Source organism: Micromonospora sp. NPDC007230 (genome assembly GCF_042869115.1).
Taxonomy (GTDB): Bacteria; Actinomycetota; Actinomycetes; order Mycobacteriales; family Micromonosporaceae; genus Micromonospora.
This window is the reverse complement of sequence record NZ_JBIAFE010000011.1, coordinates 129,876-144,920: the sequence shown is the minus strand read 5'-3', so window position 1 is coordinate 144,920 and position 15,045 is coordinate 129,876. Positions and strand designations below refer to the sequence as shown.

Here is a 15,045-nt window from a genome sequence, read left to right as displayed (position 1 = left end):
GGCTGGTGATCCTCGTTCACTGTCCGTCGCCGAGGTTGGTCGGTCAGCGGCCGAGGCGGCGACGAACCATCCCGACCACCTCGGTGATCTCACCGATCCGCAGCGCCATGGCCAGACCGAGGTACGTCCCGCCGATCACCACGCCGCCGATCACCAACTGGACCGCGGCGGCGAGCCAGCTCAGGTTCGCCGGGTCGCCGGGGAGCAGCCGGACCACGAGCAGCCCTACCAGGGCCGCGCCCAGCGCGGCGACGACTACCCGGCCCAGCGTCCGCATGATCGCCCCCAGTCCGATCCGGCCCACCCGGGGGCGCAGCAGCATCGCCGAGACCACCGCCGCCGCCAGGTAGGAGATGGCGTTGCCGAGCATCATGCCGGCGGCCGCGAAGGTGGCCGAGAAGGCGAGGAAGAGGCCGATCTGGAGGAGCACCCGCAGCGCCACCACCGGAATGTTGATCATGGCGGGGGTCTTGGTGTCCGGCAGCGCGTAGAAGGCGAAGGTGAAGAGCTGGCTGATCGCGAACGGCACCAGGCCGGCCGCCGCCACCAGCAGCACGGTCGAGGTGGCCACCGCGTTCTCGCCGGTGAAGGCGCCATACCGGAAGATCACGACCGAGATGGGGCCGGCCAGCACCGCATAGCAGACCGCGACCGGGGCGAGGACGGCGCTGACCATCCGGGTGCCCCGGGACAGGTCGGCGGTGACGTCGCGGAACCGGCCCTCGGCGGCGGCGGCGCTCATCCGGGGCATCAGCGCGGTGATGATCGAGACGGCGATGATGCCGTGCGCCATCATCAGCAGCAGGAAGACGTTGTTGTAGATCAGCAGGCCGGCCTTGGTCTCGCCCTTGTTGCCCTCACCGGCGGCCCGGGTGAGCAGGTTGACCACCACGAAGAGGCCGAGCTGGTTGACCGCGACGTAGCAGAACATCCACGCCCCGAGCCGGCCCAGCTCGCGCAGGCCGAGCTCGCGGAAGTCGAACCGCCACTTCCACCGGAAGCCGACCCGGCGCAGCGCGGGCAGCAGGCCGGCGGCCTGCACCGCCACGCCGAGCAGGGTGCCGCCGCCGACCAGCAGGATCCGGCCGGGGGTCATCTGCCCCGGCAGCAGAGGCTTGGCGCCGTAGACGCCGATGTACAGGCCGAAGACGCCGATCACCACGAGGTTGTTCAGGATCGGCGCCCACATGGGTGCGGCGAAGTGCCCCCGGGTGTTCAGCACCGCGGCGATCAGCGCGCTCACCCCGGTGAAGAAGAGCATCGGCAGCATCAGGTAGGACAGGCGGTTGACCAGGCCGGTGTAGTCACCGCCCTTGCCACTGGCGTAGATCGCGGTGATCACCGGAGCGAGGGCCACCGCGATTAGCGCGGCAGCGGCCAGCGTGAGCACCGCCAGGGTCAGCAGCCGCTGCGCGTACGCCTCGCCCCGGTCCGGATCGATCTTGCGACGCCGGACCAGCACCGGGATCAGCACGCTGGTGAGCACGCCGCCGAGCAGGAACTCGTACACCTGGTTCGGCAGGAACTGGGCGGTGGTGTAGACGTTGCCGACCGCGTTGCCGAGGGCGGCGCCGATCATCAGGTTGCGGACGAAGCCCGTACCCCGGCTGACCAGGCTGCCGATCGCCATCACCGCGCTGTTCGCCGCGGCGCTGGTCTCCGCGACCACCTCCTGCGGGGGCGCGGTGGCCGCCACGCCCGGCTGGTTCAGCGGCTCCGCGGAGATGAAGGTGGCCCCGTCGTCCGGCGGCTGGCCGCCACCGTGCGCGTTCGCGCTGCGGTACAGCCCGCCGCTCATCTCCAGCCTCCAAGGGGTACTACGTCGGAGCCGGACCACCGGGCCCGCACGCCCATGACCTTAGTCAACCTCGACCGCTTACCCACGCCCGGCGCAGTACCCTCCGGTCCGGACCGATAGGCTGGCGATCCCATGTCCGAAGCCTCCGCCTCCCACGCCGCCGACCGCCGCGAGCTGACCGCCGCGCAGCGTAACGCCGTCGCCGAACTGCTCCGCGTCTCGCCGGTCGCCGACGAACTCGGCCGGCGGTTCGCCAGGGCCGGTCACGAACTGCACCTGGTGGGCGGATCGGTCCGGGACGCGCTGCTCGGTCGCCTCGGCGAGGATCTCGACTTCTGCACCGACGCCCACCCGGACCAGACGCTCGACATCGTCCGGGGCTGGGCGGAGTCGATCTGGGAGACCGGGCGGGAGTTCGGCACCATCGGCTGCCAGCGCGCCGGGCTCCGTCTGGAGATCACCACCTTCCGGGCGGAGGCGTACGACCAGGTCAGCCGCAACCCGATCGTCGAGTACGGCACCAGCCTGGTCGACGACCTCAAGCGCCGGGACTTCACCATCAACGCGATGGCGGTCAGCGTCCCCGACCACCGGTTCACCGACCCGTACGGCGGGCTGGCCGACCTGGCCGCCAAGATCATCCGTACCCCGGGCACGCCCCGGGAGTCGTTCGGCGACGACCCGCTGCGGATGCTGCGCGCGGCCCGGTTCGCCGCCCAGCTCCGCTTCGCGGTCCACCCGGACGTCCGCGAGGCGATGACCCGGATGGCCGCCGACCTGGACCGGATCACCGCCGAGCGGATTCGGGACGAGTTCACCAAGCTGCTCTGCGGCGCGGACCCGATCACCGGGCTGCGGCTGCTGGTCGACACCGGGCTGGCCGACCGGTTCATCCCCGAACTCTCCAGCCTGAAGCTGGAGATCGACGAGCACGCCCAGCACAAGGACGTCTACGAGCACACCCTCACCGTGGTCAGCAACGCGATAGGGCTGGAGTCGGACGGCTGCGATTTCGTGCTCCGGATGGCCGCGCTAATGCACGACGCCGGCAAACCGGCCACCAAGGCGGTCGGCCCGGACGGCCGGGTCAGCTTCCACCACCACGAGGTGGTCGGCGCCCGGCTGACCAAGGCCCGGATGAAGGCCCTGCGCTACCCCAAGGACGTCACCGCCCTGGTGGTCAAGCTGGTCGCGCTGCACCTGCGCTTCTACGGGTACGGCCGGGGCGAGTGGACCGACTCCGCGGTGCGCCGGTACGTCACCGACGCCGGCGACCTGCTGCCCCGGCTGCACAGGCTGACCCGATCGGACGTCACCACCCGCAACCGGCGCAAGGCGGCCCAGCTCGCGGCCGACTACGACGCGCTGGAGGAGCGGATCGCCCGGATCGCCGCCGAGGAGGACCTGGCCCGGGTCCGGCCCGACCTGGACGGCAACGCGATCATGGAACTGCTCGGCGTGCCGCCGGGACCGCTGGTCGGCAAGGCGTGGCAGCACCTCAAGGAGCTGCGCCTGGAGCACGGCCCGCTGGACCGCGAGGAGGCCGAGGCGGAGCTGCTGCGGTGGGCCCGGGAGCAGGGCGTCCTCGACTGACGATCACGACGGCGCCCGCCGGAGTCCCCTGAGCAGGGGTGGTTCCGGCGGGCGCCGTCGTTGCTCCGGTGCGACGGACGGGCCCGCCGCGGGCCCGGCCGCCACCGGTCAGTGCTCGACCGCGCTGCTGTCCACGGCGGTCCGGCCGTTGGCCTGCGTACCGCCCAGCTTGGCGAGCAGCCCGGCGAGGTCGATGCCGGTGAGGTCGCTGCCGAGTTGGAGGCCCTGGGCCACGTTGCCGGCCACCGACTTGGTCAGCGAGGAGGCGCCGTCGGTGGAGATCACCGTCATCTTGTCGATCGCGCCGATCGGCGCGCTGGCCGCCTCGACCACCTGCGGCAGCACCTTGACCAGCAGGTCGAGCACGGCGGCCTCGCCGTACGCGGCGAACGCCTCGGCCTTGCGACCCATCGCCTCCGCCTCCGCCTGCCCCTTCGCCAGGATGGCCGCGGCCTCGGCCTGGCCCTCGCGCTCGATCGCCTCGGCGATCGCGGTACGCCGCCGCTGCTCGGCCTCACCCTCCTTGGCGCCCTCGATCGCGTTCGCCTCGGCCAGCGCGGCCCGGCGGGCCCGCTCGCCCTCACCGGTGAGCCGGGCCTGCTCGGCGGCGGCCTGTGCGGCCGCGATGGTGGCCTGCCGTTCGGCGTCCGCCCGCAGCACCGCCGCGTTGCGGGCCGCCTCGGCCTCCTGCTCGACCTTGTAACGGGCCGCGTCGGCCGGCTTGCGCACCTCGGTGTCGAGCTGGCGCTGCTTCAGCTCGGCGTTCCGCTCGGCGACCTTCTGCTGCTCGGAGAGGATCGCCTGGTCCCGCTCGGCCTGGGCGAGCGGCCCGGCCGCCGCCGACTTCGCCTTGGCAGCATCGATCTCGGCCTGGATGGCGGCCTGCTTGAGCGACAGGTTCCGGTTCGCCTCGGCGATCGCCTCCTCGGCGAGCAGCCGCTCCTGCTCGGCCTGCTGCCGGGCCCGGGCCTCGGCGATGGCGGCGTCCTTGAGCACCCGGGCCGCCTCCGGCCGACCCAGGTCCTGCAGGTACGACCCCTCGGCCAGGATGTCCTGGAGCTGGAAGGTGTCCAGCACCAGGCCCTGGTTGGTCATCGAGTGCTCCGCCTCCTCGGCCACCGCGCTGGCGAACGCCGCCCGGTCCCGGATGACCTCCTCGACGGTGAGCCGGCCGACGATCGAGCGCAGCGCACCGGCCAGCACCTCGCGGGTGAAGTTGTCGATCTCGTCCTGCTGGTGCAGGAACCGCTGGGCGGCGGCCCGGATCGCGTCCTCGGTGCCGCCGACCTTGACGATGGCGACGCCGTGCAGGTCGGCCCGGATGCCCTGCTTGCTCACCGCGCCCCGGATGCCGACGTCGATCCGGCGGCTGGACAGATCGAGGGACTGGAGCTTCTGCACCACGGGCAGGACGAAGACCGACGCGCCGAGCACGACCTTCTGCCCGGACATGTCGGTGGAGCGTCCGCCGTCGGCGGTCTGGGTGGTCCGGCCCTTGCGGCCGGTGACGATGAACGCCTCGTTCGGTCCGGCCACTTTGATCCGGGAGAGCACGAAGAGGATGAGGATGACGGCGAGGAGGACCGCGCCGCCGATGGCGACGAGCAGGAGCATGGGACTTCCCGTCTCTGCGATGGGGGGATCAGTAGGTCTCGACGTGCACGCTGGTCTCGCTCAGCGCCTCGACCACGAAGATCCGGGCGCCGACCGGGATCGGCTGGTCGGCGCGGGCGTTGAGCTTGACCGGTTGGCCGGCGAGGCGTACCCGGACCTCGCCGTAGCCGCCGGCGGGGACCGGGGTCACCACCAGGCCGATCGCGCCGACCAGGTGGTCCCGGGTTGGCGTGGGATCCGTGCGCATGTTGCGGGCCGCTCGGCTGAGCCGGGCCGCCAGCCACCCGGTGGGCACCGCGGCGAACACGCCGCCGGCCACCGCCGCCGCGATCATCCCGGGGGTACGCCCGCCGAGCAGTTCGTTGACGATGGCGGCGCCGAAGCCGAACGCGCCGGTGAACCCGGCGACCGCCTCCAGCGAAACCGGACCGTCGACGTCCGGATGGCCGAAGGTGAACAGCTCGGTACCGAGCAGGGCGAGCGCCAGCACGCCGACCCCGACCCCACCGATGATCAGGAAGATGAGCGTCCCCGTGGCCACGACCTGCACGGTATCGATGTCGCGCAAGGTCGACGGCTGTCCGAACGCTCAGCGCGGCGCGACCGTCAGCTCTTTGAGAACCAGATCCTTCGGCAGCGGCTGGCGGACCAGTTCCCGCCCGGTCGGGTCGGCGAGCACGAAGTCCCGCGACCCGTTCGGCCGCCGGTAGAGCAGCCGGTCGGCGGCGACCCAGACGACCTCGGCGATCGGCAGCGGGTTCACCACCCGTCCGGTGGCCGTCTCGACCAGCAGCGGCTCCTGCTGCCCCTGCACCACGACGAACCTCCCGTCCGGCGACCAGGCCCACGGGCCGGCAGGGTCCCCAGGCATCGGCTCGAACCGGGTCGGCCGGCCGTCGTCGGCGGAGAAGAGCTGCACGCCCCGGCGGGGGTGGCGGCCCGCTTCGGACCGGGACTTGTTCGGGTCGGTCTGTTGCAGCGCCACCTCCCGGCCGTCGCGCGTCCAGATGAAGAAGCAGTAGTCGGTGCAGAGGAAGCGCAACTCACTCTTGTTCACCGGGTATGTGTGCCTGGTGCCGTCCGTGCCGAGCACGATGAAGCCGAAGCGGTCGACCTGCTGGGTGGTAAAGAGCAGCCGACGGCCGTCTGGCGACCACTGCGGGTTGGAGAGCGCCCGGCCCACCTCGTACCAGCGGGTGTTTCCGTTGGTGAGGTCGATCAGGCCGACGTCGCGGGGGCGGGTTTCGTCGGTGACCGCGACGAGCGAGCCGGTGGGCGCCGGGAAGATGCCGTCGTAGCGGTCGGTCGGGTAGTAGCGGCCCCGCCCCCGGTCCAGCAGGAAGCCCGTGCCGGAACCGCCCCTGGCCTGCGCCCTGGTCACCACCCAGTCGCCGGGCAGCAGCAACGGCTTCTTCGTCCAGTCCGGCCCTGACATTGGCAGCATGGTCGGTGAGGGGGTGGCGGTGGCCGTCACGGGCGGCGTGGCAGGGTGCGCGGCCGGCCTCGGCCGGAGCAGCACGAACGGCAGTGTCACGGCGACGACCGCCAGCAGGGCGGCACCGGCTGCGGTGACCCGCCGGCGGCGACGCAGCCGGCGACCCCGGCCGAGCGCGCCGGCGGCCAGGTCGGGCGCTGGCCGGACCCCGTCGGCGAGGTCGTGCACGGCCGCCCGCAGGGTCGCGTCGAGGGCCCGGCTCATCGCGTCACCTCCGCGCGGCTCGTCAGCTCGTCCAGCCCCGGCACCAACTTGCGCAGCCGGGCCAGCGCCTTGGCGGACTGGCTGGCCACCGTGCCGGCCCGGCAGCCGAGGAGCGCCGCGGTCTGCTCGACGCTGAGGTCCTCCAGATAGCGCAGGGTCAGCACGGCCCGCTGCCGGGGCGGCAGCGACCGAAGCGCCGCCCGTAGCAGCAGCCGCAGGTCGCTGTCGTCGCCGCTGTCCCCCACCGTGGCCCGCTCCGGCAGCTCCGCGACCGGGACCTCCAGGCGCCGCGAGCGGCGCCGCCAGCCGGAGATCTGGTCGTGGTAGAGGATCCGTTTCACGTACGGCTCGGCGTCACCCCGGATCCGCGGCCAGCGTGCGTACGCCTTGGCCAGCGCGTTCTGCAGCAGGTCCTCCGCCGCGTGCTGGTTCCCGGCGAGTGCGTACGCGACGCGCAGCAGGGCGGGCCCCCGTTCGTTGACGAACGCGGTGAACTCCCCGTCGGTCACCTCTGCCACCGCCCACCTCCGTATGGAAGACGCGCGTCGCCCGCGGAATTTTGCCCCATCGATCGGAGAAGTGCTGAACCTCAGCGTCGGACCGGCGCTGCTCGCCTGTCGCGCTGCTCGGACAGTGAGCCTGGTGGTGGCGGCCGGGCTCCGGGCGGGACAATCGGGTCATGCAGTGGACCGTGCTCGACTCGCCGATCGGGGAGTTCTCCGTCGCCACCGACGGCGAAGCTGTCCGCGGGGCGCACTTCGGCCGGGTGGAGTCGGCGACCGACCGGCCCGGCGACGAGGTGGCCGCCCGCGCGCTGGCCGAGCTGCGCGCGTACTTCGCCGGTGAGCTGACCGAGTTCACCGTGCCGGTGGTGGCGCCCCGGGGGTCGGAGTTCGAGCGCGCGGTGTGGCGGGAGATGACCCTCATCCCCTACGGGGAGACGCGGACCTACGGCGAGGTGGCGAAGGCGGTCGGGGACCCGGGCGGGGCCCGGGCGGTCGGGGTGGCCTGCAACCGGAACCCGGTGCCGGTGATCGTGCCCTGCCACCGGATCGTCGGTGCCGGCGGCAAGCTGGTCGGCTTCGGCGGCGGCCTGCCGCGCAAGGTGACGCTGCTGGAGTTGGAAGCGGGCGTGGCCCTGCAACGCGCCTGGTCCTGACGTACCCGGGCAGACCGGCCGGGACACGCGAAGGGCCGGGTCCGTGCGGACCCGGCCCTTCGACGGTGCGACGGTCAGCGCGTCAGCGCTCGACCTCGCCCTTGATGAACGCCTCGACGGCGGCGTGCGCGTCGTGGTCGGCGTACTGCTTCGGCGGGGACTTCATGAAGTACGAGGAGGCGGAGAGGATCGGGCCACCGATCTTCCGGTCCAGCGCGATCTTCGCGGCCCGGACGGCGTCGATGATGACGCCGGCCGAGTTCGGCGAGTCCCACACCTCGAGCTTGAGCTCCGCGTTGAGCGGGGTGTCGCCGAAGGAGCGGCCCTCCAGGCGGATGTACGCCCACTTGCGGTCGTCGAGCCACGGCACGTGGTCCGACGGGCCGATGTGCACGTCGCTCTTGGCCATCTCGTGCGGGATCTGGGAGGTCACCGACTGGGTCTTCGAGATCTTCTTCGAGACCAGGCGGTTGCGCTCCAGCATGTTCATGAAGTCCATGTTGCCGCCGAAGTTGAGCTGGTACGTGCGCAGCAGCTCGACCCCGCGGTCCTCGAAGAGCTTGGCCAGGGCGCGGTGCACGATGGTGGCGCCCACCTGGCTCTTGATGTCGTCACCGACGATCGGCAGACCGGCGTCGGAGAACTTCTTCGCCCACTCCGGGTCGGAGGCGATGAAGACCGGCAGGGCGTTCACGAACGCGCAGCCCGCGTCGATCGCCGCCTGGGCGTAGAACTTGTCGGCCTGCTCGGAGCCCACCGGCAGGTAGGAGACGACCACGTCGACCTGCGCGTCGCGCAGCGCCTGGGCCACGTCGACCGGCTCGGCGTCCGACTCCTCGATGATCTCCCGGTAGTACTGGCCGAGACCGTCGAAGGTCGGGCCGCGCTGCACGGTCACACCGGTCGGCGGCACGTCGCACAGCTTGATGGTGTTGTTCTCGCTGGCGACGATCGCCTCGGCGAGGTCCATGCCCACCTTCTTGGCGTCCACGTCGAACGCCGCGACGAACTTCACGTCGGAGACGTGGTAGTCGCCGAAGGTGACGTGCATGAGACCCGGGACGCGGTCGGTCGGGTCGGCGTTGCGGTAGTACTCCACGCCCTGCACGAGGGACGAGGCGCAGTTACCTACGCCGACGATGGCGACGCGGACGGAGCCCATAGCGTCTGCCTCCTTCTTCTTTCATCACGGCCGCTCTTTCCTGGACTCGCCAGGCGGGGGCGGGCTGTCGTTTTCTCGTCGGCCGCCGGCCGTCCCGGCTTCCGGGACCGTCGGGGCTCGGCCGGAGCGCTCGTTGGCGATGAGCTCCTCCAGCCAGCGGACCTCGCGCTCACAGGCCTCCAGGCCGTGACGCTGCAGCTCCAGGGTGTACGCGTCGAGCCGCTCGGCTGCCCGGCCGAGCACGTCACGAAGGCCTTCGCGACGCTCCTCGATCTTGCGACGACGACCTTCCAGGATCCGGAGCCGGGTGGCCTGGTCGGTCCGGGCGAAGAACGCGAAGTGCACGCCGAAGCCCGTGTCGTCGTACGTCTCGGGTCCAGCCTGCGCTATGAGCTGGGCGAACCGTTCCTTGCCCTCCGCGGTAATGGTGTAGACCACCCGACCACGTCGGCTGGTCAGCGCGGGAACCTCCTCGGCGGTCGCGGGTGTCTCGGCGGCCTCGGTGATCCAGCCCGCCGCCTGCAACCGGCGCAGGGTCGGGTAGAGCGAGCCGTAGCTGATCGCCGCCCGGATGGCGCCGAGCTTGGCGGCCAACTCCTTGCGCAGCTCATAGCCGTGCATCGGAGCCTCCTGCAGGAGGCCGAGGATGGCGAGCTCGAGCATGGGCCACCCCTTCTTACCCCCGGCGCGGAGTCGTAACCGCCGCGATGTATCGGACCGATACATCGCACGTTAGCGGAGACGAATGATCAGGGCAAACCTTCGTTTACGCGGTCCTGTTGTCACGGATCGTGACGGCGGTCGCCTCGCCCGGCGGGGTCGCGTACCCTTTGCCGCATGCGTACGCAGCGCCAGGTCGTCGACTACTCGCTCCGGAAGCGAGCGGTGCTGCGTGACCTCCTCGCCAACCGGATCGGCACGTACGACGTCTGCGACGCCTCGCCGTACCTGAAAAACGCTGCCCGGTTCCACGGCGAGCCCACCGAGGAGCGCTGCCCGATCTGTCGCAGCGAGAACCTCATCCACGTCCACTACATTTACGGCGACGAACTCAAGCAGTCCGCCGGCCAGGCACGCAGCCGGGCCGAGTTGTCGATGCTGGCGATGACGCTGCGTGAGTTCCAGGTTTTCGTGGTGGAGGTGTGCCCCGGCTGCGACTGGAACCATCTCGTCGAGCAGTTCCTGCTCGGCCGGGACGGGCTGGCCGGCGGTACGGAGGACGGGTCGGAGCAGGGAGCGGTGAGCGGCTCGGCCGCGCAGACCGGCTCCACCCCTCGTCGAAGGCGAGAGGCGCAACGGTGAACTTGGCTGGTCCGGTCGCACCCGGCCCGATCCCCGGGCGGGACGACCGACAGCTTTTAGGTCTGATTGGTCCGATTAGGTCGGATTTGACGGCTGCGCCCCGGCAAGCCCGGGGTGTAGCGTCTCGTGTTCCAGCTCACGGCAACCGGGTGGCGGCGCCTTCGCGCCCCACCGCGAGCGGCAGGGTGTGAGGAATGAACTACGGCGATTCCAGTTCTTCGCGTGGGCGGGCCCAGATCCCGGGCCCGGGCGGTGACCCCGACTACGGCGGTGGCCCACACGGGAACGGCTGGTCATCCGGGCCCGAAGGCGGTGCCTCGGCCCGTGCCTCGGTGACGCCCCGGGGCTCTGCGTCCGGCGGGCGCGCCTCCGTCGGCGGTGTCGCCCCGGCGCCGCGCGGCGCCTCGGCCTCGGCCTCGGTGGGCCAGGCCGGTGCGGGACGCGCCTCGGTGCCCGTCTCGCCGGCTGCCGGCGGCGCCTCCGGGCGGGCCGGCTCCGGCCGCGCCTCGGTGCCGGTGTCCCCCGCCGGTCCGGCGGGGCGCGCCTCGGTCGGTGCGGCCAGCGTGGGTACGGCCGGCCGGGCGAGCGTCGGCTCGGCATCGGTCGGTGGCCGGGCCACCGTGGCCCGGGCCGGTGTGCCCGGCATGGCGGGCGGCGGTCCGGGTGGGCCGGGCGGCCCGACCGGCCCCGGCCGGGGCGGTCGCGGGGGTCGCGGTGACGACCCGGGCGCGCGGGCCCGGGCGAAGAAGCGCCGGCGGATCAACCTGCTGATCGCCAGCTTCGCCGTCTTCATCATGCTCGCCGGTATCGGCGTCGTCGGCTTCACCTACTACTCGCAGAACGTGATCCTGCCCCAGGACACGCCCCCGCCGTTGGCCACCACGATCCTTTACAGCAACGGTTCGCAGATGGCCCGAGTGGGGGCGGAGAACCGGACCTTCGTCAACATCAAGGACGTCCCGGAATACGTGCAGAACGCGGTGGCCGCGGCGGAGGATCGGAACTTCTACCGGCACTCCGGGGTGGACTACAAGGGCATCGCCCGGGCCGCCTGGAACAACCTCACCGGCGGTGACAAGCAGGGTGCCTCGACCATCACCCAGCAGTACGCCCGCAACGCGTTCGACAACCTCAACCAGGACACGTACGCGCGCAAGGTGAAGGAGGCGATCCTCGCCTCGAAGCTGAATGACCAGTACTCCAAGCCGGAGATCATGCAGCACTACCTGAACGTGATCTACTTCGGCCGGGGCGCGTACGGCATCCAGGCGGCGGCGCAGACGTACTTCGGCAAGGACGTGTCAAAGCTGAGCGTGGCGGAGGCGGCGGTGCTCGCCGCGCTGATCAAGCAGCCCGAGCCGAGCGCCACCCACAAGGGCTACGACCCGGCGATCAACCCGCAGGCCGCGCTGGAGCGGTGGAACTACGTCGTCCAGGGGATGATCACCGAGAAGTGGCTCGACGCGCCGGGCAAGAAGCCGCACCCCACCGAGTACCCGACCAAGACGTTGCAGCCCATGCCGAAGAACACCAGCGGGCTGACCAACGTGGGCAAGACCCCGAACGGCAACATCGTCAACTACGTCAAGAGCGAGCTGCGGGACCTCAAGCTCTGCACCGACGACGAGGCCGTCGCCACTCCGGGCAAGCCGCTCTGCAGCCAGGCGTTGCAGAAGGGCGGCTACCGGATCACGACGACCATCGACCCGAAGATGCAGGCGGCCGCGCTCGAGGCGGCCCAGCGCAAGTCCAAGGGGTCGGCGCTCGACGGCCAGCCCAGTAACCTCATGGCCGCCGTGGTGGCCATTGACCCGACGACTGGCGAGGTGCGCGCCTACTACGGCGGTGACGACGGTACCGGCACCGACTACGCCGGCAAGAACATCGACAACGGTGTGATCAGCGGCGGCCACTCCCCGGGGTCGAGCTTCAAGATCTACACTCTCGCGGCGGCCCTCAAGGAGGGCATCTCCATCAAGTCGCGGTGGAAGGGCTCGGCGTTCACCCCGGAAGGGGTGAAGTTCAAGGTCAGCAACGCCGGCGCCGACAAGGTCAAGTGCGGCGACTCCTGCACCCTTGAGGAATCGACGCTGAAGTCGCTGAACGTACCGTTCTACTACATTACCGAGCAGATCGGTCCGGACAAGGTCCTCGACATGGCCAAGCAGGCCGGCGTCACGACGATGTGGCAGACCGACACCAACCCGGCAACCCCGCACGACCTGACCAAGAAGGATCCGAAGGACCTAGCCCCGTCCCCCTTCTTCCACGTCATCGGCTATGGCCAGTACCCGATCACAGTGCTGGACCATGCCAACGGCGTCGCCACCTTCGCCAACCAGGGCGTCTATCACAAGGCGCACTTCATCAAGAAGGTGGAGAAGCAGGACCAGACCGGCAAGTGGCGCCCCCAGACGGGCCCGAGCAAGAAGGGCCAGCAGCGGATCCCCAAGGACATCGTCGCCGACGTGACCTCGGTGCTGGAGCAGTACCCCGGCAAGGTGAACCGCCGGCTCGCCGACGGCCGCAAGGCTGCAGAGAAGACCGGCACCTGGGAACTCGGCGACGGCAGCACGAAGAACGGCGACGCCTGGATGATCGGGTACACGCCCCAGCTCGCCACCGCCGTCTGGGTAGGCAACGTCAAGGACCGGAAGGCGATCAAGACCAAGGGCGGGGCCAACATCAGCGGTGCCGGCATGCCAGGTGCCATCTTCCAGCGGTTCATGAACGACGCGCTCAAGGGCAAACCGAAGGAAGACTTCCCACCCGCCGCGCACGTCGGCAAGGACGACACCGGCAACGGCGAGGCACCGCCCCCGCCCCCGCCCCCGGCGGGCTGCGACAACCCGCTCGGCCTGTTCTGCCCGGACACCGGTGGCAACAACGGCGGCGGCAACAACGGCGGAGGCAACAACGGCGGCGGCAACAACGGCGGTGGCTTCCCGAGCTTCCCGCCCGGACCCGGCAACGGCGGTGGTGGTGGTGGGGGAGGCGGCGGCATCCTGCCGAGCACACCTCCACGGCAGACCTACTGACCGCAGCACCCACGGCGGCGGCCGGACCACTGGTCCGGCCGCCGCCGGCGTATCCGGGCACCGGAAATCTGTGGTCGCGGCGGGACGCGAGGGCCTGACGTACGGCAGGATGCCTCTCCATGAGCACCCAGTCGACGGCAGGCATCGACGACACCGGGACTGTCGACCACCCGTCCCGCTCGGATGGTTTCGTGCGGGGCACCTCGGAGCTGATCGGCGGCCCGCTGGGCGACCATGCCGTCGCCCTGGACCGGCCGGCGGGCGGCGAGCGACGGTTCTGGACCGCCGCCCGGATCGTGCTGGCCCTGGTCTGCCTGACGCTGGCGCTGCACTGGGTGCAGAAGTCGCCCTGCCAGGACGGCGCCTGGCAGAACAACACGCAGTACACCCGGATGTGCTACACGGATGTGCTCGCCCTGTACTACGCCGAAGGGCTCAACGAGGGCAAGGTGCCCTACGCCGACCACCCGGTGGAGTACCCGGTGCTGACCGGCTACTTCATGGGCGCGCTCGGGCTGCCGGTGCACGCCCTCGGCGTGGACAACCCGAGCATCAACCAGGGGCGGTGGTTCTACAACCTCAACGCGCTGGTGCTCAGCGTCCTCGCGGTCGCCACCGTGGCGGTCATCCTCCGGCTGCGCCGACGACGACCGTGGGACGCGGCGATGTTCGCGCTCGCCCCCGCGCTGCTGCTCACCGCCACGGTCAACTGGGACCTGCTGGCCGTCGGGCTGGCCGCGTTCGGGCTGCTGGCCTGGGCGCGTACCGGACCCGGCCGGATCGGTGCCGTGCTGGCCGCCCTGGCCGGGGTGCTGCTCGGGCTCGGCGGCGCGGCGAAGCTGTGGCCGCTGTTCATCCTCGGGCCGATCCTGGTGCTCGCGGTCCGCGCCGGCCGGGCCCGAGCCGCCCTCCTGTCCGTCATCACCGCTGCGGTGACGGTCGTGGTGGTGAACCTGCCGGTGGCGATTCCCTACCGGGAGAACTGGGGGCGGTTCTTCGAGCTGAACACCACCCGGCCGATCGACTGGGGCACCCTCTGGTACATCGGCCGGTACCTGGACGGCAAGGTGAGCCCGGCAGCGCCCGGTGACCTCGGACCCTTCGAGTGGCTGAACGCCCACATCGCCACCCTCAACTGGGTGTCGTACCTGCTGTTCGGCCTGGCGTGCCTCGGCGTGGCCGCGCTGGCCTGGTTCGCCCCGCGCCGGCCCCGGCTCGCCCAGCTCGCCTTCCTGGTGGTCGCCGCTTTCCTGATCTTCAGCAAGGTTTGGTCGCAGCAGTTCGTGCTCTGGTTGCTCCCGCTCGCGGTGCTCGCCCGGCCGCGCTGGGGCGCGTTCCTGGCCTGGCAGATCGCCGAGGTCTGCTACTTCGCCGCCTTCTACGGCGAGCTGCTCGGAGCGGCGACCAGCCGGCCGGTCTTCCCCGAAGGGGTCTTCGTGCTGGCCGCCAGCCTGCGCCTGATCACCGTCGCGGTGCTCTGCGGCCTGGTGATCCGCGACATCCTGCGCCCAGAGCGGGACGCGGTCCGGGCCACCTACGCCGACGACCCGGACGGCGGCGTCCTCAACGGTGCCGAAGACGCCCCCTGGTTCGTCCGGTGGCGCCATCGCCCCGCGGCCACAGACCGTCCCGCCGAGCCCGTCACCGCCTGACCGCCGGGAGCCGGCTGGGCTCCCGGCA

Annotated in this window: 12 protein-coding genes; 5 read left to right on the top strand and 7 right to left on the bottom strand. The window is 71.2% G+C overall.

The genetic code is table 11. The annotated features are described in order from the left end of the window. Positions 1 to 43 precede the first annotated feature (43 nt). Positions 44 to 1,798, bottom strand: a complete 1,755-nt coding sequence (gene murJ, locus ACFYML_RS17800) for a murein biosynthesis integral membrane protein MurJ (RefSeq protein ID WP_387421634.1) — start codon at positions 1,796 to 1,798, stop codon at positions 44 to 46. 132 nt (positions 1,799 to 1,930) lie between these two features. On the opposite strand from murJ, the gene ACFYML_RS17795 reads away from it, so the two are divergent. Next, positions 1,931 to 3,391, top strand: a complete 1,461-nt coding sequence (locus ACFYML_RS17795) for a CCA tRNA nucleotidyltransferase (protein WP_387421633.1) — start codon at positions 1,931 to 1,933, stop codon at positions 3,389 to 3,391. 108 nt (positions 3,392 to 3,499) lie between these two features. Here the strand turns inward: ACFYML_RS17795 and ACFYML_RS17790 are convergent, their stop codons facing one another. Genes ACFYML_RS17790 through ACFYML_RS17775 form a run of 4 tightly spaced genes read right to left on the bottom strand, consistent with a single transcriptional unit; the run spans position 3,500 to position 7,222 of the window. Beyond that, on the bottom strand, positions 3,500 to 5,005 hold the full coding sequence (locus tag ACFYML_RS17790; protein ID WP_387421632.1) for a flotillin family protein: 1,506 nt from the start codon (positions 5,003 to 5,005) through the stop codon (positions 3,500 to 3,502). Positions 5,006 to 5,033: 28 nt separating this feature from the next. Further along, positions 5,034 to 5,555, bottom strand: a complete 522-nt coding sequence (locus tag ACFYML_RS17785; RefSeq protein ID WP_357434763.1) for a hypothetical protein — start codon at positions 5,553 to 5,555, stop codon at positions 5,034 to 5,036. 39 nt (positions 5,556 to 5,594) lie between these two features. Further along, complete coding sequence (locus ACFYML_RS17780) at positions 5,595 to 6,704, bottom strand: TolB family protein (protein WP_387421631.1); 1,110 nt, start codon at positions 6,702 to 6,704, stop codon at positions 5,595 to 5,597. Then, positions 6,701 to 7,222, bottom strand: a complete 522-nt coding sequence (locus tag ACFYML_RS17775) for a SigE family RNA polymerase sigma factor (protein WP_387421630.1) — start codon at positions 7,220 to 7,222, stop codon at positions 6,701 to 6,703. Before ACFYML_RS17775 ends, ACFYML_RS17780 begins: the two co-directional genes overlap by 4 nt. 161 nt (positions 7,223 to 7,383) lie before the next feature. Between ACFYML_RS17775 and ACFYML_RS17770 the strand changes: the two genes are divergently transcribed. Beyond that, positions 7,384 to 7,863: a methylated-DNA--[protein]-cysteine S-methyltransferase gene (locus ACFYML_RS17770; protein WP_387421629.1), complete on the top strand. Its 480-nt coding sequence runs from the start codon at positions 7,384 to 7,386 to the stop codon at positions 7,861 to 7,863. An 82-nt stretch (positions 7,864 to 7,945) separates the two neighbouring features. Here the strand turns inward: ACFYML_RS17770 and ACFYML_RS17765 are convergent, their stop codons facing one another. Both ACFYML_RS17765 and ACFYML_RS17760 read right to left on the bottom strand, forming a co-directional pair. After that, complete coding sequence (locus ACFYML_RS17765) at positions 7,946 to 9,025, bottom strand: inositol-3-phosphate synthase (RefSeq protein ID WP_357434408.1); 1,080 nt, start codon at positions 9,023 to 9,025, stop codon at positions 7,946 to 7,948. Positions 9,026 to 9,049: 24 nt separating this feature from the next. Then, positions 9,050 to 9,688 carry a PadR family transcriptional regulator gene (locus tag ACFYML_RS17760; protein WP_073836986.1) on the bottom strand — a complete coding sequence of 213 codons (639 nt, stop codon included), beginning with the start codon at positions 9,686 to 9,688 and terminating at the stop codon, positions 9,050 to 9,052. A gap of 174 nt (positions 9,689 to 9,862) precedes the next feature. Between ACFYML_RS17760 and ACFYML_RS17755 the strand changes: the two genes are divergently transcribed. From ACFYML_RS17755 to ACFYML_RS17745, 3 genes are all read left to right on the top strand, one after another. After that, positions 9,863 to 10,327, top strand: a complete 465-nt coding sequence (locus ACFYML_RS17755) for a DUF5318 domain-containing protein (RefSeq protein ID WP_387421628.1) — start codon at positions 9,863 to 9,865, stop codon at positions 10,325 to 10,327. Between the two features lie 194 nt (positions 10,328 to 10,521). Then, the gene (locus tag ACFYML_RS17750; RefSeq protein ID WP_387421627.1) at positions 10,522 to 13,365 is read left to right on the top strand and encodes a transglycosylase domain-containing protein; all 2,844 of its coding nucleotides are present in this window, start codon (positions 10,522 to 10,524) and stop codon (positions 13,363 to 13,365) included. Between the two features lie 119 nt (positions 13,366 to 13,484). Further along, entirely contained in the window at positions 13,485 to 15,017 is a 1,533-nt protein-coding gene (locus tag ACFYML_RS17745) for a glycosyltransferase family 87 protein (RefSeq protein ID WP_387421626.1), read from the top strand. The last annotated feature ends 28 nt before the right edge of the window (positions 15,018 to 15,045 follow it).